We start from the raw sequence: 20,877 nt of genomic DNA on the forward strand, positions 1-20,877 counted from the left end.
TATTATCAAAATCGACAATTGATATTTTACTGGCGTAGAGAACCGGGGCCAGTGACAGCCGGAGTTGGAATATCCGTACCGTGAATCTGGGAATGGCAGTCAGTGCAACGATTGGAAAAAAGCTGTTTATTACCGGCAGCAGTGTTCACAGTATGCCCGCCATGACATTGCAGGCAAAGGAAAGGCATAGCAGCATTAAGCAGATGGTTGTTAATCGACCCGTGAGCAGAATGGCAATTGGCACAGTTTTCAGTTACGTCACCATGTTCGAAAACAAAAGGCCCCTGCTTTTCCATATGGCATCGGGTGCAGGTTTCTTTCGGGGTATTTCCTTTCAGAAGCTTGTCCTGCGTCGAACCATGCACATCATGACAGTCAACGCAGGCCATCTTCTTTTCCATCAGGGGATGATGGGAAAACAGGTTATTCTCAACCTTTACTTGAGGATGGCAGCCATAACAAAGCTCTGCCATTTCCTCACGGCTTACCTTCTGCTGAGGGCCTTGATGGAGTTTGTGACAGTCGAAACAACTGACATCGTTCAACGCATGTGTGCCGGCATTCCAGTGGGCGAGAGTGGGGATGGAAGCTGCAGAATGACACTTGAGACAGATGAGGGATTGCGCCTGCGGGGGGAGGTTCATGATATCCAGGAATTTTTTCGTATCGCATTTCTTTTTGAGCTTATCGTTGAGTTCGGGGTCATCTTCAATTTCGGCAATGGCAAGACTTCCCGGGCCATGACATGACTCGCAATTGACCAGAGGCAATCCGGTTCCCGGCTTTAACTGCTCGCCATGAATACTGTGTTTAAAGTCATCGGTGATCTTATCATGCTTATGACACCTGGCAACGCAGTTGTCCGTCCCCACATAATCGGCATCAAGCCTGCCGACAATCATCTTTTCATATTCATGGACAGGCAAGAGTGGTTTGCTCTGCTTCAGTTCTGCACATGCAGCAAACAGAAAAGGGGCTGCGAAAAACATTGGCAAGATAATATAACGGAACAAAGGCCTGTCTTTCAATTCCATCTAGTCCTCTCGTATCCCCTTGGTTGTTGTATAAATAAAACCTTTCACAATCGGGTTTTGGCTTTTCTTGATTTCTGCAGGTGTGCCGACTTCAACAATTCTTCCACCATGCATCATGGCAATTCGGTCTGAAATATAAAGGGCAAAGTTCAAATCATGGGTAACGATAACCGTAGTATTTTTGGTTGTCTCTTTGAGTTTTAGAATTGTGTTGGCGAGTTCGTCTGTCGTCACCGGATCAAGCTCAGCGGTAGGTTCGTCGTACAGTATCAGGTCAGGATTCATGGCAAGTGAGCGCGCAATTGCCACCCTTTTTTTCATTCCTCCCGAAAGTTCGGAGGTACGCAGATTTTCCTTACCGGCCAGACCCACCTGATCCAGTTTTTCCTTAATGATCTCCTTTATCTTGTATTCCTTACATATCCGCTTTTCCCTTAACCATAATCCGACGTTTTCCCCAACCGTCAGCGAGTTAAACAGTGCCGATGATTGAAAAACCATACTATAGCGATAATCCCGCTCCGACTGCTTTTTGTTATTCGCGAAGATGGGAAAGCCGTCAATATAAATCTCACCGCTGTCAGGATGCTCCAGCTTCACTATATGCTTTAACAGCACACTTTTACCTGTGCCGGATGGTCCTATAATTGAAAATGTTTCCCCGGCAAAGATCTCCAAATCAATGTCTTGAAGTACATGCAGTTCGCCAAAATACTTGTTAAGCTTTTCCACCTTGATATCAACGCCACGGGTATCATTAAGATTTACCGTACACTCGCAGCCGTCATCATGTAAAATTGAACCAGTCAGACCGTGCTTCAACTTTTCAAACACACTCACGTTCCTTTTCCCTTGGTATTGAAACGAGTCAATACCCAAAAATGTAGGTCATACTACCAAAGCAGACAATATTAATGCAAGGAGAGAATAGCCTAATAATATTTTATTAACTAAAAAAGATATTTGTAGGGATTGTTAAAATAGTTCTTATGACGGTATATAAATTGAGTCAAAAGAAGAATGGCCAAAGCAGCTGCTATATTATTGATCCACAGGGCTTCCTGTTGCACCCGGGAGCCTACGAGTTTCTCCAGTTCCCGGGGGGTAATGAAACTCAGATTAACGATAGTATTGATCACCTGGAATAAGTTGTAACCCAGCAACAAATACCAGGTGAGCAATTGACGTTTCATGATCCCTAAAAAGAGATAAAGGCAAATGAGACTGTCGACAATAACCAGCGCCTTGGCCGATGTTCCCACATAAATATTGCCGAGAAATGGGAACGGATTGCCAAAAGTAGACGCTGAAACCATAAAGAAAAAAAGATACAGACCGGTTAAGAGAGTTAATCCCAAGGGGCGGCGTAACTCGTCACTATCTTCCATATTTTGATCCTTATCCAGACGTGTCGTATTTACGGCATGACTACTTCGATTTTTTTCGCATGTCGCTTATGGCAACGCAAACAAAGATGATTATCATAACCACGGCGATAAACAGCCAATCGGCTGAGCTGAAACCGAACATAAATCTCCTTTATTTCAAAAGTTGACCTGATTGGCCCTCATCTTCAGCCAATGGAGAAAAGGACGTATTCTGTCACATGTCTAGAGTAGTGTCATAGTGAAATAAGCCAAGGAGGCCACTATGACGAAGAATCACTTTCAGTTTCAACAAGGGCTCAGCTTGAACGACTTTTTGTACAGCTATGGCACTGAAGAGCAATGTTCAGCGATCTTGGAAAAGAGCCGCTGGCCCCAGGGTTTCAAATGTCCTTCCTGTCAGAGTACCAGCCACTGTGTAGTCTGGCATGCACAAGTCAAAACATTTCAGTGCAATCGGTGTCATACCCAGACAACGCTGACCGCAGGCTCGATTTTTCACTCAACCAAGTTGCCGCTGGTCCAATGGTTTCAGGCCATGTACTTTCTCACGCAAACCAAGAACAATGTCTCGGCTCTGGAGTTGAAGCGCCTGATCGGTGTTTGCTACAAAACCGCATGGCGTGTGAAGCACAAGCTCATGCAAGTTATGGTTGAACAGGAGCAGGACACGATTTTGCTCGGCCGGGTCGAAGTAGATGATGCCTACCTGGGTGGAGAAAACCCAGGAGGCAAGGCCGGGCGAGGTTCGGAAAACAAGACGCCGTTTATTGCTGCTGTTGAAACCAATGAAAAGGGCCATCCACTTCGTGCTGTGTTTCAAAGGTGCCAGCCTTTAACCGCGAAGTAGTCACCGAATGGGCAAAACGGTCACTGTCAGCTTCAGCGACAGTGGTAAGCGACGGACTGGCCTGCTTTCGTGCAGTTACCGAGGCTGGATGTTTCCATACCCCAACCATTGTCGGGAAGAAACGCAAGAGTACCGACATTGTGTGTTTCAATTGGGTCAATACCATTCTCGGCAACCTCAAGACGTCGATCTCTGGAACGTACCATGCATTTGATTTCGAAAAGTATGGAACTCGTTACCTGGCTGAGGTTCAATACCGATTCAACCGCCGGAAGGATCTGCGCGGCATGCTCTCGCGACTGATCTCGGCGGCGGCTACTACTGGCAAGCATCCCGAGCACAATCTCAGACTGGCTGAAGATTGGCGCTAATCAGGAAAGTTGATCAAGTGCACAGCGGACCTCCTGATAATCAGGATTGAGCTTGAGCGCTTCATGCAGATATTCCTCGGCATATCGCGGCATATCCATCTTCACACAACATTGTCCAAGATAATAAAATATCTCAGGCAGCGGAAATTGTTCGCAAAAAAACGTATCGTCAATAATGTCCTGTAGTATGGCTGCCGCCTCTTCGTATTCACCCCGTTCATACACGAAAAATGCCGCCGCAACCGCTTCCAGATAATCAACCACTGGTATCCGCGGCAGTTCCCCACCTGCAATCTGCTGCAAACGAACCTCTAGTTTTTGCGCTTCCTTTGATTCCAGAGCACAAAGTATACCACGCCAACAAACAGAAGCGTCCTGGTACTTGCCCAGCAGATAACAAACCTCTCCGAGCTTGTTCCTGACAATTACATGTTCAGGAGATAACTGCAACGCCTTACGGAGGAAATCCTCCGCGCGGTAAAGCGTAACCGTAGATAAATGCAAAGCGGAAAGCCGCAACCCTTTATCAAGGAGAGTTATGCCGATCTCTAAGGGAAACTGCGGGTTTTCCGGCTCGATCAAAGCAAATATTTTCAAATAATTAATTCTTCTATCCAGGTAAGTAATTTCCACATCTTTATGCTCAAGCATAATGATATGGCTGGCAAGTTCTGAAAGATAGTGGGGATAGGCCTCTTTCAGCAGCATCGCATAGCGCGCGCTCAAAACAGAGTCGGGATTTGCACGCAACAGTTGATAAATGCCGCGGCCAACGGCATCGTATGAGGGATAAGGACCGTCAAGGGCCGCGTAGTCTTCTTCCAAAAGAGGGATAGGAATTTCCCCGTATGGAATCCTGATCCTTCCGTCAAGGCCTGTCAGAATGGCGTCTTCCGGAGGTTCAAAATAGCGGATTCCCGGAATCGGTGTCAATTCTTTAAGATTTATATGGTTTATGGCTGCGTCTCCTCTGATTCCCTGTCGGGAAAGGTATTTATAGCGGCTGATTCGCCGACCATTTTGTAGATTTTCACATTATCCCACGGCTCATCCATGATGCCATCATGGATGGCCCAGCTGCGGCCACGTACTGATTTCTCCATACCAGGCATACGAAACGGAGAGGAGCCGTCCATCCTCTTGCAAAGTACCCCCCCCGGCCTAAACCCTTCATTTATCACAAGCATCAGCCTTTTGCCGGTTATATAATCAAAACCGTATTTTTCGTAACGGATAGCGTTGTCATAAGTAAGCGGCTCGGCAACAATCATCTCCATACCCAAACCATCCACGAATCGCTCGAAGAGAGCAAAGAACTCCCTGAACATCTTCAAACCCCGATGGGTTTGATTCGGAAAAAGGCCGGCCCCCATGGCTGAGATTTCCTCCGGGATATTACGGCCAAGACTGGTAAAACAATTGTCCATGCCGGAACTATCCTTATCCACATTGAAACGTGGCGCACGAGGATCATTAATAATACAGAATGCCAGTTCCATCTGGCGATAATGGGTATCTGCAAGCTCAAGAAAAAAAACCTTATCGTCGTCAAACTCACGCATCCTTGCCTCGATACGCAGGATACCCAGACCGCGCGGGGCGATAACGGTGATTTTTCGTTCACCGTCTGCACCGCAAAAGTTTACTGCAGAGACAGCCAAAATATCAAAGAGCCGCGGCGGAATAATTCTTTTATAAATCATCTCCTTCTCGACTGCATCAAGAAGGTTAATGTCCCTCAGGGAAAAAAGCGGCTTCCCCTGAAGGTCGGTCAGCTGTTCATTTCCCGGAAGTCTGGCCATATTCACCAATAATAACAGGGAAAATCGTTTTTTTAATTGCAGCTACACTCTTCTCGACCGCATCCAGAGCCCTGTTTCGGTCGTCTTCATCAGCCCAGTGCATGGCATCTAGCAGCATCTTGTGCGGGAAACCCAACGGCCTGATAATCTTTATAAACGATGACGGTAAAGCTGGGGGCAAATCAATGCCGTTCATTATAGCCCAGACAATAGTCCACGCCCGTGCAACGTTCATAATGTCGTAACCACCGCCACCAACCGCTATCCAAGGGATTTGCAACGCCTTCAATTTCCTGATTATATATGAATAGGCATGGGTAGTAATTTCAAGCCTGGTGAGAGGATCGGTGCGAAAGGTATCCGCACCGACCTGCGTAACCAGAACATCCGGGTCGAACGCAGCAATCAAGGGAAAAGCGACCTCATCAAAAGCCTTCATATATAGGGCGTCATCGGTGTGTTCCAAAAGCGGGATGTTGACAGAATACCCCACCCCCTTGCCGGCGCCTGTTTCATTTTCAAATCCGGTCCCCGGGAAAAAATATACTCCGCTTTCGTGAAGAGAAATGGTCAGAACTTGATCGCTGTCGTAAAAAGCATCTTGAACACCATCACCGTGATGGGCATCAAGATCAAGATAAACAACCCTTTTCCCTTTAGCGAGCAGTACATTTATGGCAATAACGGCATCGTTCAGATAGGAAAAGCCCGACGCCTTATTCCTGTGGGCATGGTGCCAACCTCCAGCCAGGTTAAAAGCAAAGTCATACCCTTCTTCGGCAACCAACCGTGCGGCTTCTACCGTTCCGGCTGTTCCCAGACAGGCCCAGTCATAAACACCTTTAAAAACAGGATTCTCCGTATCACCCAGGCCATAACGAAAGTCCGCTCTCGGTTCTTCAGCAGTACTGAATTCCTTGAGCTGCGCCAAATAATCAGGGGAATGAAAGGTGAGAAGCTGTTCTTCAGCAATGGGACGGCTTTGACATAACCGCACACCTGGAATCCGGGTCAGCCCGTAAGCTTGAATGAGCTCATAGGCCAGTCTGTAACGCTGCACTTTGAACGGATGTTCGGCACCGTAACTGTAACGGCTGAAATCCGGCGAATAGATCAGGGCTGATTTACCTGACAAGCTGTTTCTCCGGTTGCATCAGGAATAGTTGAAATCCCGTCCTTTTCTCATGTGAATTTACAATGTTAGCTGAAGAGCGTCAACAACTATTTCCCCCCGGACAAGCCCTATTTTTAGGCATGACAGGTGATAATTTAAGCAAAACAGTGAAATCCTCGGGCACACCAGAAGTATGGCAGCCAATGTTTTCGATATGTTACAGGGTTGGCAAAAAGGTTGCTAAGGAGATTGTTCTGTCTTTACCCAATGGCGGGTTAAAGAGTAATTACCACGGAGGTAATATTAAATGGATGTAATGTCATCGTTGACAAATCTGCGTAACAGTTCTGACGTGTTGTTTCTTATGCTGGGCGCTGTCATGGTTTTTGCCATGCACGCCGGTTTTGCTTTTCTTGAAGTCGGAACCGTGCGTAAGAAGAACCAGGTAAACGCCTTTGTTAAGATACTTACCGATTGGTCTGTATCTACCATCGTCTACTTCCTGATCGGCTTTCCCCTTGCTTATGGCATCTCATTTCTCACTCCTGCAGAAAAACTGCTCGGCACCACCCAGGGTTATGATCTGACCCACTTCTTCTTCCTCCTTTGCTTTGCTGCCTGTATTCCGGCCATCATTTCGGGGGGTATCGCCGAGCGTGCCAAGTTCTGGCCCCAGGTATGTGCAGGTGCAATTTTTGCTGCCCTTACCTACCCAATTTTTGAGTCGCTCATTTGGGGCAAAAATGCCTCATTACTCCAGGATTTATTTAAAAGCTTCGGTGGCGCCGAATTCCACGATTATGCAGGTTCAGTGGTGGTTCATTCAATCGGCGGATGGCTGGCATTACCTGCGGTCATCATTCTTGGCCCGCGCATGGGCCGTTATGTTCGTGGCAAGTCACACCCTATCCCCATCAGCAATATCCCATTCCTGGCGCTCGGCTCCTGGATTTTAGCAATCGGCTGGTTTGGCTTCAATGTCATGAGCGCAGGGCATCTGGATAAAATATCAGGTTTGGTTGCCGTAAATTCGCTACTTGCAATGGTGGGTGGCGTCCTCTTTGCCCTGATTGCAGGTAAAAATGATCCAGGTTTCGTTCACAACGGCGCCCTTGCCGGTCTCATAGCTGTCTGCGCCGGTAGCGATATCATGCATCCCCTGGCCGCTTTCGTAACCGGTGGTATCGCTTCAATCATTTTTGTTTACGGTTTTCATATTGAACAGGAAAAACTTAAAATTGACGATGTACTTGGCGTCTGGCCTCTGCATGGCGTTATCGGCTCCTGGGGAGGTATTGCTGCAGGCATCTTCGGTCAAAAGGCGCTGGGAGGAATGGGAGGAGTCACCTTCATCTCGCAACTGACCGGAAGCCTCGTTGCCGTTGTTTTTGCCTTGGTCAATGGATTCCTTGTTTATGGCATCCTCTCTAAAACAGTCGGTATCAGACTGGCGGAAGAAGAAGAATTTGCCGGGGCGGATCTCAGCATTCACAGTATCGGAGCTTATCCCGAAGAGCATGTCAGATAATTCTCAACATATATCAATGCTTACAAAAGGCCCAAATACTGGGCCTTTTTGATTTTTTGCTTTACAGTTTGATATATAGGCCGATATAAATACTGTAACGCACATTTTCTAACGAGTTATGGACATAAGGCCATGAAAAAACATTTGGGAGATTTATTGGTAGAAGCCGGGATTATTACGGTTAAGACCCTTGAACGTGCATTGGAAAGGCAAAAAGGGAGCAATAAACGTCTCGGTGTAGTTCTGGAAGAGATGGGCGTCATTACCGGCGATGAATTGGTAGACGCACTTGCCAGTCAATACGGATTTAAGACCGTCAAGAACTTATTATCCTATTCCTATTCACAAGAATTGCTTGACTTGATACCCGAAGACCTGGCGGTACAGAAACAAATCTTCCCACTTAAGCAGAAAGAAGGGATGCTTGCCATAGCAATAACCGACCCGTTCGACAACGATTCAGTCGATTACCTGGCTAAAAAAACCGGTTTGAAGATAATACCCGTTCTAGCTACAAGTAAAGATATTATGGAGGCGGTCAGGAAATACTACCTGAAAGGGGTTGAACAGGGAAGCAGGCATAAAGTTCTCGTGGTTGATGACTCAAAGTCGATCGCCACGATCATCGAAGTAGCACTGCAAAAGGAAGGTTACGAAGTGGTTGTGGGATATGACGGTCTTGAGGGCCTGAAATTAGCACTCCACCACAAACCCGACCTCGTCATCTGTGACGCTGTTATGCCCCGCATGGACGGCTACGGTTTATTGCGCGCATTGAAAGCCAACCCGGAAACAGCTCAGATACCTATCATTCTCCTTACCTCTAAAGCCTCAGCTGAAGAAGAAAACACGGCGTTGATATCAGGTTTCACGGATTTTATTGCTAAACCGGTAATGCCGATGCGGGTAATTTCCCGAGTCAAGAGGACATTTGAAATCATCCAAAACATGAAAAAATAAAGAAAGGGGGCAGCAATTTCACGACGCCACCCCCTTCGCAACTTTTTCCCTACCCTCTCCTGACAAACGCTAAAGCTTTCTCAAGCCTCAAATTGGTTTCCTCTTTGCCGAGCACCTCCATAACCTCGAAAATGCTCGGAGCGACTGTTCCGCCGCACAACGCTATCCTGGCCGGTTGGGCAACCTGGCCAAGCTTTAAACCTTTCTCTTCACAAATTTCCTTAAAAATTTGTTCTATACTCTGATGCGTAAAATCGGCCGATGATGCAAACTTTGCAATCAGAAGCTCATATAATGGTGAAACCTCCGGTGTGAGGAATTTTTCAACAGCCTTTTCGTCATAGGAAAAATCTCTCCTGAAATAGAAGAGCGCACCGTCTGCCATCTCCAAGAGTGTCCTGGACCGTTCCTGAAGGGTTTTCACTACAGCAACGAGATCTGGTCCGCCAGTTGGGTCGACACCTCTTTCCCGGAGAAATGGAACCAGCAGTCCCGCCAGCCGGGAAGGATCGCCGGTTTTAATGTAATGGGCGTTCAACCAGAGGAGCTTGTCGGGATTGAAGACACCGGCTGACCGTCCAACCTGTTCGATGGAGAATTTTTCGATCAGATCTTCCTTACTGAAAATCTCCTCATCGCCGAAACTCCAACCAAGCCTTACCAGGTAATTAACCAACGCCTCGGGCAGATAGCCCATATCCCGATAAGCCATGACGCCCGTTGCCCCATGTCGCTTGGAAAGACGTGCTTTGTCTGCGCCAAGAATCATCGGCACATGAGCAAAATGAGGTACGGGATAGCCAAGCGCCTCGTAAAGAAGGATCTGCCGGGGCGTGTTATTGACATGATCGTCACCGCGAATGACCGTGGTGATGCCCATGGTGGCGTCGTCGATCACCACGACGAAATTATAGGTTGGCGTTCCATCGCTCCGCTGGATTATCAGGTCGTCCAGTTCGTCATTATTAAAGGCAATCCGCCCTTTGATCAGGTCGTCGAATGCCGTGACCCCCTCGTGAGGTGCTCTGAATCTCACCACATGGGGCTTGCCGGGCACATCACCGGCCAACTCCCGACATGTGCCGTCGTACTTAGGCTTGCGACCGTCCATGAGGGCCTGCTCCCGCTTGGCCTCCAACTCTTCCGGCGTGCAATAGCATTTATACGCCTTGCCGCTGTCAAGAAGCTTTTGCACAAACTCCTTATACACGGGGAACCTGTCCGACTGGTAATAGGGACCTTCATCCCAATCCAGACCAAGCCACTCCATTCCCTGTAAAATAGCATCGACCGATTCCTGGGTCGAACGTGCCACATCGGTATCCTCGATACGGAGAATAAATGTGCCTTTTTGCTTTCTGGCCAAAAGCCAGTTGAAAAGGGCCGTACGCGCGCCCCCCACATGGAGATAGCCGGTTGGGCTAGGGGCAAAGCGGAGACGAACTTCAGTCATTGGTAACTCCTTTAAAACCATATTTCTATTTTCTGTGCCTTAAACGGATCATCAATTGTGTGTCATGCACAGAAACAGCTACAGGACTATTCCGACTCTTCCTCATCATCATCGGCTTTTTTCTCACCTGGAATGCGGTAATCTTCAGTAACCCAGGCACCCAAGTCAATCAGCTTGCAGCGTTCGGAACAAAACGGACGATAAGGGTTTTCTTCCCAGACAACGTCTTTACGGCATTGTGGGCACAGTCGTTTTTTCAACGTTTTCATTTTTCCACCCCACAAACGCATGGTTGCACCACTGTCAACCATCTATACTAAAAACTAACGACTGGTTTTGCAATTACAGTTCAGTTATTTTCCTTGTACCAACGGATAAATGCGCGTAGCCCCTCTTCTATGGAAGTAACCGGCTGATAACCGAGAATGGAACCTGACTTCGCCAGGTCCGCAAAGGTGATATGCACATCACCCGGCTGCATGGGGAGCCGATCCAGTATGGCCTTTTTACCAAGCTCCGATTCGAGAATTTCGACCAGACGGCTCAGCTCCACCGGCCTAGATCCCCCAAGATTGAAGATGTCATATCGTGGTTCAACGGAACAAACCCAGGACAGGGCCTTCTCCACGCCGGCAATGATATCGTTTATGAAGGTGTAGTCACGGCTTGTAGTCCCATCGCCATAAAAAGGGACCGCTTTTCCCTGATCGATAAGTCTGGTGAACTTGTTTATGGCAAGATCAGGGCGCTGGCGCGGCCCGTAAACAGTGAAAAACCTGAGACAGGCAATGTTCATTTTATACAGATGGTGATAAGTATGACAGATCAGCTCACCGGCCTTTTTAGTCGCTGCATAGGGGGAAATGGGATGGTCGACCGGATCACTTTCTGAAAACGGGGTTTTGAAGCTGTTGCCGTATACGGAAGAGCTGGAAGCGAACAACAAGAAACGGACACCAGCTGTCCTTGCCGCCTCCAGAATATTCATCGTGCCACGGATATTCACTTCTTCATAGAACAGCGGATTCTCAATGGAGGGGCGCACGCCGGCAGCAGCAGCAAGATGAATGACCGCATCGACTGATTCCTGAAGAACGACTGCCTTGACAAAATCGGCATCACGAATATCCCCTTCGCAGAGGATCAGGTTTTGCTCCCCTTCCTCGGCGGTTCCGACAATCTCCGAAAAGTTTCTCCGTTTCAGCTGCGGGTCGTAGAAATCATTAAAGTTATCAATGATTACGACATCATGCCCTGAAGAAATGAGTCGCTCTACGAGATGAGAACCAATAAATCCAGCGCCGCCGGTGACCAGTATCCTCATATAAGTCCCTTTACACTCATTCGGGAATAACGATTGCACCCTTTCCAGCTTTGGCTGCCAAATCGTTTGCCTCAGACTGATCCAGATGCTTGCCCAGCCTGACTCGGAACCAGACGCCCTTATCCTGGACTTTGGATTCAACAATATATACGGCTAGACCTCTAGCCGTCAGTCGGGCTTTTACCGCTTCTGCATCCTTTCTATCTTTGGACGAAGCCACTTGTACACAGAAAGTAGATTTTCCAACAGGTTGTTTCTTTACCGCGTTTCCGTGATCGACACTCGGTTCCACGCGTTTTGCAGCTTCACCTGGAAGATCTGCACGATCAGCATGTTCCTCCGGTCGAACAACTTTAGCAGCCGGTGCTTTCTGCTGCTGCGAAGTCGAAGTCTCCTCGTTGGCAGGCTTTTTCCCAGTATCATCATCGCTTTTCTTCGGATTCAGTCCGCTGCCGATTACAGCTTTACCACCGTGCGGCAGAGTTTGATAAAAAGTCAGCGGCACGTCTTGTCCGTTAGGCGGAGGCTGACTTGCCGGCAAAGTTGCACTGCCAGCTCTCTGATTGGGTGTGGCAGCAACCGGCGGAGGAGCAATCTGCTTTGATTGGGGTTGTCGAAAAAGCAGCCAACCGGTCATCACGCCGATACCGAATGACACAGTTACGGCTCCAATGAGAATGAAAATAAATATCCCGACAGGCTGTTTTTTCGGACGGTTTTTGCTGACAGGTCTGCGTTCGCAATAATCCAGCACCATACACCAAGCCCTCTGATTACATCTTTTCCGGAGCGGAAATCCCGAGCACGGTTAGTGCATTTTTAAGCGTCAATGCAACACACTTCAATAGAAAGAGCCTGGCGGCGGTCAGCTCGGCATCCTCGGTTATCACCCTGTTCCTGTTGTAAAAGCTGTGGAACTGGCCTGCAAGTTCCTGAAGGTAGTAGGTGACCCGGTGCGGTTCGAAGTTAAGGGCGCTTCCCTCTAAAATCTCAGGAAAGGATGCGAGGGTCTTGATGATCGTCATTTCCTCAAGGGTCACAAGCCGCTCAAGCGGTACGCTTTCGGCAGCAGGCAGGACGAACCCTCTCTCCAGAGCATTTTCAAAGATGCTGCAGATCCTGGCGTGGGCATACTGGACGTAGTAGACCGGGTTGTCGAGGGTCTGCTGTTTCGCCAGATCGATGTCAAAGACAAGCTGGGAATCCGGCTTGCGCATGACAAAAAAGAAACGCGTGGCGTCGCGGCCCACCTCGTCGATGAGGTCTCGCAGGGTGACATAGCTGCCGGCGCGCTTGGAGATCTTTACCTCCTCGCCGCCGCGCATGACAGTTACCATCTGGTGAAGCACGTACTCCGGCCATCCAACCGGGATTCCCGCATTAAGCGCCTGCAAACCGGCCCGCACACGCGTGATGGTACTATGGTGGTCTGCGCCCTGCTCGTTAATGACGCGGGTAAAACCCCGCTCCCACTTGCTCAGGTGGTAGGCGACATCTGGTACGAAGTAAGTGTACCCGCCATCGGCCTTACGCATCACCCGGTCCTTGTCGTCACCGAAGGTCGTGGTACGTAGCCAGAGAGCGCCGTCTTGTTCATAGGTATGACCGCTGTCGATAAGACGCTGGACCACTGCTTCGACGCGACCTTCGGCATAAAGAGCAGATTCGAGGGAATAGACGTCGAAGTGAACGTCGAAGGCCGTAAGATCCTGGTCCTGTTCCCGGCGTAAATAAGCGACTGCGAAGCGGCGGATGGCGTCCAGGTCTTGCGGATCGCCGGCAGCAGTAACGTGCTGGTCGTCGGCTTCGACCGTCTCCTGCCCCAGATAGGAGCGGGCCACGTCCCTGATATAGTCGCCCTGGTAGCCGTCTAACGGCCAGCGGGGGTCGTCCGGCTCGATACCAAGGCAGCGCGCCTGGACCGATAGCGCCAGATTGGCGATCTGCTGGCCGGCATCATTGTAATAGAACTCGCGGGTTACATCCCAACCGATAGCAGCGAGCAAACGGCAGATGGTGTCGCCGATGGCGGCGCCGCGACCATGCCCGATATGAAGAGGCCCGGTCGGGTTGGCGCTGACGAACTCCACCTGGATCTTTTTACCTTCCCCGATGCGACTTTTACCGTAATCGGCGCACGCACGGTCAATGGCGATAAGGGTCTGGCGCCACGCTTCATCCTTTACATAAAAATTGATAAATCCAGGCCCGGCTACTTCCAACTTTGAGCATATATCCGCGCTTTCCTGCAAACGGCTGACAAGGATCTCGGCGACAACCCGTGGAGCCTTTTTTTCCGCCTTAGCCAGAAGCATGGCCACATTAGTGGCGAAATCTCCATGTTCCGCATGGGCCGGTTTTTCTATGACAATTGAAGGAAAGACACCGGAGGAAAGTGATCCGTCGGCAAAACAGCTTGCCAGCTCCTTCGTTATAAGATCACGTAACAATTCTTTCATCAGCTCTCCCGCTTATCTTCGTTCGATTTATCACTATCCTTAGACGTTCTATCATCCCGTAACGATATATCCCGGGTAAAGTCGGGACAGTGGGCCCCACCGTCGGGTACGGAAAATTTCTTTGCGCAATTTTCCCGCCATGCGCAAATAGCGCAAAACTGGCGCTCGTTTTTAACGCTCATGATTCACTCCTCTTATGCCGCATAAACACCTATCGTCAGAATCAGTCTGATTATAAAATACAAAGAATTTGATTGCCGATCATTGTCCGTTAAAGTAGTGCCATATCATTAATCGAGGCTTCTTAAGGGAGGGGATTTACGAACGTTCCGGGCCAAGCGGCTATTTTTCTTTCTTGTCCTGTACGGGGAACTGGTAAATTACTTCATTCTGCCGTACCAAACCGAAATCCCTTCGCGCTATGCTCTCCAGGTATCGTCGATCAGTACGCAAGGCCTCAATTTCACGCTTCAGCTTTTCGTTTTCGCTTTTTAGCGTTTCGAGATTCCCCTGGATCTCCTTTTTTTCCTTGCTCAGATGATAGATGCGTAACAGTCCGCGATCACCGAATACGGTAAAAAAAAGAATAAATATTATGACCCCGGCAGGAATGAGAAACATCCGCTTCCGCATGAACCCTCCGCAGGCAATACTACCCCTCTGCGAGGAGAGAGGCAAAATAATCGATGGTTTTTTTCAGACCGGTTTCCACGTCCACCTGCGGTTGCCAGCCGAGTTTTTCTTTGGCCTGAGAAATATCAGGTTGGCGCTGTTTTGGGTCATCGTCCGGCAGTTCATTGAACACTATCCTTGATTTTGAGCCGGTCAATGCGACAATCCTCCGGGCAAACTCCAGAATCGTGGTTTCTGTCGGATTCCCGAGGTTCACCGGTCCGGTAAAACCTTCACACTCCATCATTCTGATCATGCCTTCTACAAGATCGTCCACATAACAGAATGAACGGGTCTGCATCCCCTCACCGTAAACGGTAATATCCTCACCTCGAAGAGCCTGGACGATGAAATTGGATACCACTCGACCGTCATTTACGGCCATACGCGGACCATAGGTGTTAAAAATTCGGATAATGCGGATATCGACGCCGTTTTGCCGATGGTAGTCCATCATCAACGTTTCGGCCACCCTCTTCCCCTCGTCGTAGCAGCTGCGTATGCCGATAGGATTGACATTGCCCCAGTATTCCTCGCTCTGTGGATGGACCTGCGGGTCACCATACACTTCCGACGTGGATGCCTGGAGAATCCTCGCCCTCACCCTCTTCGCAAGTCCGAGCATGTTGATGGCGCCCATGACGCTGGTTTTAATGGTCTTTACCGGGTTGTACTGGTAGTGAATGGGTGACGCCGGGCAGGCCAGATTATAGACGCGGTCTACTTCCAGAAGTATCGGTTCGGTAATGTCGTGGCGAATCAGTTCAAAACCCGGATTGTCAAATAGTCTGGCAATGTTTCTCTTACTGCCGGTGAAGAAATTATCGAGACAGATGACTTCATGCCCTTCCCTGAGAAGTCGTCCACACAAATGAGAACCGATAAATCCGGCGCCGCCGGTAACAAGAATACGCATATGGCCACCTTTTATTCAATGACATTTATTTTCATTTCGTGAAACACGTTAAATATCAACAAAATGCCGACCATTACGTCCTATGGGTAAATATTCAAAGCCGGCTTCCTTCATCCGTGACGGCTGGTAGAGATTTCTACCGTCAAAGATGAGCGGCTGGCGAAGCAACGACTTTATCCTGTCGAAATCAGGATTGCGATATTCGTTCCACTCCGTAACGATGGCCAAGGCATCGGCCCCTTTAAGGATATCGTACTGGTTATTACTGTAAACAATATTTTCGCCGAAGATCTTTTTTGCTTCTTTGACGGCTTCCGGGTCGTGGGCACAGACCTTAGCCCCCAACGCCAACAGACGGTTTATGATGACAACAGACGGTGCTTCACGCATATCATCGGTCCGGGGTTTGAATGACAGTCCCCAGATGGCAATCGTCTTACCTGTCAGAGGCTTCAACAGGGAGTTGTCGCCGAGTCGCAAATTGATTTTGTCGGTAAGTACCAGCTTCTGAAGCTCATTTACTTCTTCAACAGCCTTCAACAGGATGAACTCGTAGTCGCATTCCTCAGCTGTCTTTACCAGAGCCTTCACATCTTTGGGAAAACAGGAACCACCATACCCAACACCGGGAAAGAGGAAATCATAGCCGATGCGGGAGTCGGAACCAATCCCTTCCCTGACTGCCGATACATCGGCGCCCATCCGCTCGCAGAGATTGGCAATCTGGTTCATGAAGGATATTTTGGTGGCCAACATGGCATTGGCAGCATACTTGGTCATTTCTGCACTTCTGATGTCCATGACGATAAGGCGGTTGGTCTTCCGCATGAAGGGCGCATAGAGCTCCTTCATGATCTCGGCAGTACGTACGTTGTCCGTGCCGATAACCACCCGGTCCGGCTTCATGAAATCGTCAATAGCAGCGCCTTCCTTCAGGAATTCCGGATTAGACACCACGTCAAATTCAATAGTTGCATGTCTTTTCTCAAGTTCTTCATTAACAACCGCCCGCACTTTATCGGCTGTTCCAACCGGGACGGTGGACTTATCAACCAATATCTTGAAGCTCTCCATATTGCGGCCGATTGTTCGTGCCACGTCCAGTACATATTGCAGGTCGGCGGACCCGTCTTCACCCGGTGGGGTTCCGACAGCGATAAAATTAACCAGGGACGCCTTGACTGCCGATGCCAGATCGGTCGTGAAGCTAAGTCTCCCCTCTTCGCAATTCCTGAGCACAAGCTCCTTCAGGCCGGGCTCGTAGATCGGAATAACTCCGTTTTTAAGCCCCTCGATCTTTGCCTCATCTACATCGACACAGATAACATCATTGCCGCTCTCGGCAAAACAGGTGCCTGCTACAAGCCCCACATAGCCTGTTCCTATTATGCAGATTTTCATGAATGTTTTCTCCCTAGTCAATTAATTTAGCACATTTATATAACACAGAAGATGGTACTTGTGCCAGAGTTTTCCTGATTAATTCCAGCTTTGCCAGTCATGCTGGATGAATGAATTCAGCAGTGTCCGGTTAGATAATTGCACTGGCATCAAAAGCTGTGAAAACTATCTTTTTGCACCCTCCCCCAGCCCCTCCCATCGAAGGGAGGGGAGCTTTTATTCCCTCTCCCCTGGTGGGAGAGGGCTAGGGAGAGGGGGGAATGTGTCGGCTGCAAAAACCTAACCGGACACTGCTGGAATAAATTTCATTATTAATATAATGCCGAACACCCTATGTATTTAACTTCCGTAAGCCGAGAATCGCCCGCGTCAACACGGCAAATTCATCCAGGGAAAGGGTCTCTCCTCTCCTGCTCCCGTCTATTCCACACTTGGTAAGTAATGAGAGGAGGACATCACCATCCACACCCAGTTCTGACGATTTGAGACAGTTCCATAATGTCTTACGACGCTGGCTAAAAGCTGCTTTAACGACTTTGCGAAAAAAGCTCTCATCCTCCACATCAACCCTCGGAGCCGGCAAGGGAACAAATTTCAGCACGACTGAATCTACCTTGGGAACAGGGGTAAAAGAGCCCGGCTTAACGATCAATACGCGGCTGATATCAAAATGAAGACGGCAAAAAACAGAAAGTATCCCGTAATCTTTGCAGCCGGGTGCGGCAATGAGCCTGTCGCCAACCTCTTTCTGCAACATGAGTATGAGCAGCGAAAAGAGCTTCGGGTTATCAAGAAATTTGAACAGCACCTGACTGGAAATATTATATGGCAGATTCGCAGCAACCTTCCATGCCCCACTCCAGCGGTCCATGAGCAGTTCGGAAAGGTTCACCTTAAGGATATCTCCCTGAACGAACTCCACATTTTTTTGCGGGGCAAATTCCCTGGCAAGAAATGGAACAAGCTGTCGATCCAACTCAACGGCCAAGACCTGTGCAGCGCGCTCCACCAATAAAGCGGTCAGCGCACCCTTTCCCGGTCCTACTTCCAGAATCCTGTCTTCAGCACTAATATTTACAGCGTCAACGATCCGAGTAAGGACATTTCTGTCAACGAGGAAATTTTGCCCCATTGATTTTTTAGCGCGAATTTTTTCCATTATGATCCCTTTGTCAGACGCGAAGCAATGCTATCAAGGGGCCAAACCGGCAGAGCATCGATATCAAAGCCACTGAGAATGTTATTGCTCAGATAGTAGTCTCCCGGCACGGCAATCATGGCAGCATTATCAGAGCATAACAGCGGGGAAGGAATGTGTAGTTCAATTCCCTTCAGTTCAGCCAAACGGCTCATCTCACGCCGTAAACCATTGTTGCATGCTACCCCACCGGCAACAACCACTCTTTTTATCCCGGTTGCAGAAACAGCGGCCGCTGTTTTACTTACCAAAACGTCGCACACGGCTGCTTGAAATGAAGCACAAAGATCATTCAATGCACGACCATCTGCTGCCGCTGGATTTTTCTGGAGATAATTCAAAACTGATGTTTTCAAGCCGCTAAAACTGAAATTGAAGCTTTCGTCGCGCATAAGCGGCCGCGGGAACCGTATCGCTTCAGGATCACCCTCGGCGGCCAGTCGGTCAATGAGTGCGCCACCGGGATATGGAAGGCCCAACAGTTTTGCTACCTTATCGAAGGCCTCTCCCGCAGCATCATCCAAAGTCTGTCCAAGGGTCTTATAGCGACCAACAGCTTCCACCAAATATAAATGCGTATGACCGCCGGAAACAGCAAGGGCTACAAAAGGGAATTCAATTGAACGCTCAAGGAAAATGGCCAATATGTGGGACTCTATATGATTGACACCTGCAATGGGTACACCGAGTGCATAAGCCATGGCCTTGGCCGTGGAAATTCCGACCAAAAGTGCTCCGGCCAAACCAGGCCCCTGAGTGACGGCAATTCCGTCGACATCGGTTAAGGAAACTCCAGCTGCCTGCAAAGCCTCCTCGATCACCGTTGAAATTGTCTCCAGATGCTTACGCGAGGCTATTTCCGGCACTACACCGCCGTAGCCGGCATGAACGCTGATCTGGGAAGCAACTATGTTGGAAAGAATGATCCTGCCGTCCCTGACAACGGCGGCGGCGGTCTCATCACAAGATGATTCGATAGCAAGCAGCAACATAAAATAAGAAGGGCGTGAATTTCACGCCCTCATACCTTTCACATAGTATTTTGAACTTGAGGAAAGTCGGCAGCAAATAGTTCTACAGAAGATTGGCTGCCAGCTCGGCCAACTCTGAACGTTCACCCTTGGTCATGGTAATATGACTGGAAATCCCCTGACCTTTGAATTTTTCCACCACGTAAGTTAATCCGTTACTGGATGAATCCACATAAGGATTATCAATCTGGTACGGATCCCCGGTAAGTACTATTTTGGTTCCTTCGCCGGCCCTGGTAACGATGGTTTTAATTTCGTGGGGAGTAAGATTCTGAGCTTCGTCAACAATCATGTACTGATTCGGAATGGAACGGCCCCTTATGTAAGTCAAAGGCTCTATATCCATGATACCCATCGCCATCAACTCTTTGTAGCCTTTACTATGGCGTTTTTCTCCTTCATGGCCAGTGAGAAGCAGCTCAACATTGTCGAATATCGGCTGCATCCAGGGAGTCAGCTTTTCTTCAATGTCGCCGGGGAGAAATCCCAGGTCTCTACCCATGGGGAATACCGGGCGCGAAACCAGCAGGCGGTTGTATATGTTTTCCTCGGCAGTCTTATGCAGACCCGCGGCAATTGCCACCAACGTCTTGCCGGTACCAGCCTTGCCCACCAGCGTTACCAGTTTGATGTTGTCATCAAGCAGGGCTTCGAGGGCAAAGGCCTGTTCACGATTTCTCGGGTGAATACTCCAAATCCCATCCTTACCAACCCTTTTTATCTGCATTACTTTCTTTTCACCGGCATCGAATCTGCCAATCGCACTATGTGAGTCGTTCAAACGATCCTTAAAGGTAATAAACTGATTAGCGTAGAAATCCGCATCAACATTAACCCAACCCTGGCCATGAAAACGGTCAATCACGTCAGAATCCACTTCCATTTCGGCAACACCCGAATAGAGTTCTTCAATATCCACCTTGTCGGATTCATAATCCTCAGCCACAAGACCGATGGCATCGGCTTTAATGCGCAAGTTGGTATCTTTGGTAACAAATATTAACGGTTGATGCGCATTTTTGGCCTTAACGTCGACGGCTACCGCAAGTATCCGGTTGTCACCACGCTCCTCCCGGAGTTCCGGTGGCAGTCGTTTCATTACCTGCTCTTCATAAATTTCTACACGAATATTTCCGCCGTTCTCCATTTTAATCCCGTCGGACAGTGAGCCTTTCTTGCGCAAATCATCGAGAAGACGGGAAATCTGACGAGCATTTCGGCCAGTTTCGTTCATATCTTTTTTGAATCTGTCAATCTCTTCTATGACAGTAATAGGTATGATTATATTATTTTCCTGAAACTTAAAAACAGCCTGCGGGTCATAAAGTAAAACATTGGTATCAAGAACAAAATTTTTCATTTTCACCTTTCCGTATTCA

General features: G+C 48.7%; 20 protein-coding genes and 1 pseudogene. 4 read left to right on the top strand and 17 right to left on the bottom strand.

The genetic code is table 11. The features are described 5' to 3' along the window. Positions 1-26: 26 nt before the first annotated feature. From GURA_RS23460 to GURA_RS11655, 3 genes are all read right to left on the bottom strand, one after another. Positions 27-989, bottom strand: a complete 963-nt coding sequence (locus tag GURA_RS23460; protein ID WP_085949373.1) for a DmsE family decaheme c-type cytochrome — start codon at positions 987-989, stop codon at positions 27-29. A gap of 45 nt (positions 990-1,034) precedes the next feature. Continuing rightward, positions 1,035-1,868, bottom strand: coding sequence for an ABC transporter ATP-binding protein (locus tag GURA_RS11650; RefSeq protein WP_041245415.1), 834 nt, complete (start codon positions 1,866-1,868; stop codon positions 1,035-1,037). A gap of 116 nt (positions 1,869-1,984) precedes the next feature. Beyond that, complete coding sequence (locus tag GURA_RS11655; RefSeq protein ID WP_011939167.1) at positions 1,985-2,422, bottom strand: hypothetical protein; 438 nt, start codon at positions 2,420-2,422, stop codon at positions 1,985-1,987. A 262-nt stretch (positions 2,423-2,684) separates the two neighbouring features. Between GURA_RS11655 and GURA_RS11660 the strand changes: the two are divergent. Further along, positions 2,685-3,640: pseudogene (locus GURA_RS11660) on the top strand (IS1595-like element ISGur2 family transposase). On the opposite strand, the gene GURA_RS11665 reads toward GURA_RS11660, so the two are convergent. The 3 genes from GURA_RS11665 to GURA_RS11675 form a co-directional block, all read right to left on the bottom strand. Next, on the bottom strand, positions 3,641-4,465 hold the full coding sequence (locus GURA_RS11665; RefSeq protein ID WP_232278902.1) for a tetratricopeptide repeat protein: 825 nt from the start codon (positions 4,463-4,465) through the stop codon (positions 3,641-3,643). 128 nt (positions 4,466-4,593) lie between these two features. Further along, a complete protein-coding gene (locus GURA_RS11670) occupies positions 4,594-5,442 on the bottom strand; it encodes a hypothetical protein (RefSeq protein WP_011939169.1) in 849 nt (282 codons plus the stop codon). Continuing rightward, a complete protein-coding gene (locus GURA_RS11675; protein WP_011939170.1) occupies positions 5,420-6,577 on the bottom strand; it encodes an acetoin utilization protein AcuC in 1,158 nt (385 codons plus the stop codon). Before GURA_RS11675 ends, GURA_RS11670 begins: the two co-directional genes overlap by 23 nt. Before the next feature lie 62 nt (positions 6,578-6,639). Here GURA_RS11675 and GURA_RS24285 point away from each other — a divergent pair, with 62 nt between their 5' ends. From GURA_RS24285 to GURA_RS11685, 3 genes are all read left to right on the top strand, one after another. After that, positions 6,640-6,873, top strand: coding sequence for a hypothetical protein (locus GURA_RS24285; RefSeq protein ID WP_157046186.1), 234 nt, complete (start codon positions 6,640-6,642; stop codon positions 6,871-6,873). Next, positions 6,864-8,084 carry an ammonium transporter gene (locus GURA_RS11680; protein ID WP_011939171.1) on the top strand — a complete coding sequence of 407 codons (1,221 nt, stop codon included), beginning with the start codon at positions 6,864-6,866 and terminating at the stop codon, positions 8,082-8,084. The genes GURA_RS24285 and GURA_RS11680 overlap by 10 nt, the downstream gene beginning before the upstream one ends. A 132-nt stretch (positions 8,085-8,216) precedes the next feature. Beyond that, positions 8,217-9,044 (top strand): response regulator, encoded by an 828-nt coding sequence (locus GURA_RS11685; protein ID WP_011939172.1) that lies wholly within the window; start codon positions 8,217-8,219, stop codon positions 9,042-9,044. Positions 9,045-9,093: 49 nt separating this feature from the next. Here GURA_RS11685 and gltX read toward each other — a convergent pair whose 3' ends face one another. From gltX to GURA_RS11745, 11 genes are all read right to left on the bottom strand, one after another. Further along, on the bottom strand, positions 9,094-10,497 hold the full coding sequence (gene gltX / locus GURA_RS11690; RefSeq protein ID WP_011939173.1) for a glutamate--tRNA ligase: 1,404 nt from the start codon (positions 10,495-10,497) through the stop codon (positions 9,094-9,096). Between the two features lie 86 nt (positions 10,498-10,583). Then, positions 10,584-10,766, bottom strand: coding sequence for a DNA gyrase inhibitor YacG (locus GURA_RS11695; RefSeq protein ID WP_041245417.1), 183 nt, complete (start codon positions 10,764-10,766; stop codon positions 10,584-10,586). 80 nt (positions 10,767-10,846) lie between these two features. Then, on the bottom strand, positions 10,847-11,821 hold the full coding sequence (locus GURA_RS11700; protein ID WP_011939175.1) for a GDP-mannose 4,6-dehydratase: 975 nt from the start codon (positions 11,819-11,821) through the stop codon (positions 10,847-10,849). Positions 11,822-11,837: 16 nt separating this feature from the next. Further along, on the bottom strand, positions 11,838-12,578 hold the full coding sequence (locus GURA_RS11705) for an SPOR domain-containing protein (protein ID WP_011939176.1): 741 nt from the start codon (positions 12,576-12,578) through the stop codon (positions 11,838-11,840). Between the two features lie 16 nt (positions 12,579-12,594). Next, positions 12,595-14,280: an arginine--tRNA ligase gene (gene argS / locus GURA_RS11710; RefSeq protein WP_011939177.1), complete on the bottom strand. Its 1,686-nt coding sequence runs from the start codon at positions 14,278-14,280 to the stop codon at positions 12,595-12,597. Positions 14,281-14,622: 342 nt separating this feature from the next. Then, on the bottom strand, positions 14,623-14,913 hold the full coding sequence (locus GURA_RS11720; protein WP_011939179.1) for an FtsB family cell division protein: 291 nt from the start codon (positions 14,911-14,913) through the stop codon (positions 14,623-14,625). 19 nt (positions 14,914-14,932) lie between these two features. Beyond that, on the bottom strand, positions 14,933-15,868 hold the full coding sequence (locus GURA_RS11725) for a UDP-glucuronic acid decarboxylase family protein (protein WP_011939180.1): 936 nt from the start codon (positions 15,866-15,868) through the stop codon (positions 14,933-14,935). A 48-nt stretch (positions 15,869-15,916) separates the two neighbouring features. Next, complete coding sequence (locus tag GURA_RS11730; protein ID WP_011939181.1) at positions 15,917-17,269, bottom strand: UDP-glucose dehydrogenase family protein; 1,353 nt, start codon at positions 17,267-17,269, stop codon at positions 15,917-15,919. 331 nt (positions 17,270-17,600) lie between these two features. Further along, entirely contained in the window at positions 17,601-18,428 is an 828-nt protein-coding gene (gene rsmA / locus GURA_RS11735) for a 16S rRNA (adenine(1518)-N(6)/adenine(1519)-N(6))-dimethyltransferase RsmA (protein ID WP_011939182.1), read from the bottom strand. Next, positions 18,428-19,459 carry a tRNA (adenosine(37)-N6)-threonylcarbamoyltransferase complex transferase subunit TsaD gene (gene tsaD, locus GURA_RS11740; protein WP_011939183.1) on the bottom strand — a complete coding sequence of 344 codons (1,032 nt, stop codon included), beginning with the start codon at positions 19,457-19,459 and terminating at the stop codon, positions 18,428-18,430. The genes rsmA and tsaD overlap by 1 nt, the downstream gene beginning before the upstream one ends. 82 nt (positions 19,460-19,541) lie before the next feature. Beyond that, on the bottom strand, positions 19,542-20,858 hold the full coding sequence (locus tag GURA_RS11745; protein ID WP_041245418.1) for a PhoH family protein: 1,317 nt from the start codon (positions 20,856-20,858) through the stop codon (positions 19,542-19,544). Positions 20,859-20,877: the final 19 nt, after the last annotated feature.

Origin of the sequence: Geotalea uraniireducens Rf4, from assembly GCF_000016745.1 — a bacterium.
Taxonomy (GTDB): domain Bacteria; phylum Desulfobacterota; class Desulfuromonadia; order Geobacterales; family Geobacteraceae; genus Geotalea; species Geotalea uraniireducens.